The organism is Teichococcus aestuarii (assembly GCF_003116135.1).
Taxonomy (GTDB): Bacteria; Pseudomonadota; Alphaproteobacteria; order Acetobacterales; family Acetobacteraceae; genus Pseudoroseomonas; species Pseudoroseomonas aestuarii.
The window spans coordinates 1-532 of record NZ_PDOA01000086.1 but is presented as its reverse complement, the minus strand read 5'-3'; the positions used below and the strand labels follow the sequence as shown (position 1 = coordinate 532).

Below are 532 nucleotides of genomic sequence, written 5' to 3'. Positions count from 1 at the left end.
GGACGTGCCAGGCTGGATCATCGGTGACCGCGGCTATGCCTCCGATGCCTTCCGCGAGCGGATCTGGAACATGGGCGCACGTCCTGCCATTCCACCCAAGCGCACGGACGCGCCGGTCGCCTGTCCCACCTGGATCTACAACAACCGCTCGCGGGTGGAGAACCTCTGGGCGCGCTTGAAGGAATGGCGCGCCGTCGCCACCCGCTACGAGAAGACTGCCAGATCCTTCCTCGGTATCCTCTGCCTCGCAGCCGCCGCTGACTGGATCAAGCTCTAACAGACCCTAGATCAACATCCTCAGCTCTCGGCAGAGCAGCAGCTCGCCTCATAGCAAAGGCAAGTGCACTAAAAAATTCAGGCAATCATGTTCTGATTGTCTTTAATACACGATAATCAAAGGTTATAAGTGCCCGTTTGAGAATGCGGGTGTTGAGGTGTTCAGGGGACATCGTGTGCCCAGATGGGCTGGATGTGGACCAAGGAACACCGTGCCCGCCAGGCAGCCTTCGAGCGGCGCCGCTATCCGACAGAC

1 protein-coding gene is annotated in these 532 nt (G+C 59.2%); it reads left to right on the top strand.

Annotated elements, in window-relative coordinates:
- Nucleotides 1-277 (top strand): transposase (locus CR165_RS24250; protein WP_146202052.1); only part of this gene is annotated, 277 nt, incomplete at its 5' end.
- Nucleotides 278-532 lie beyond the last annotated feature (255 nt).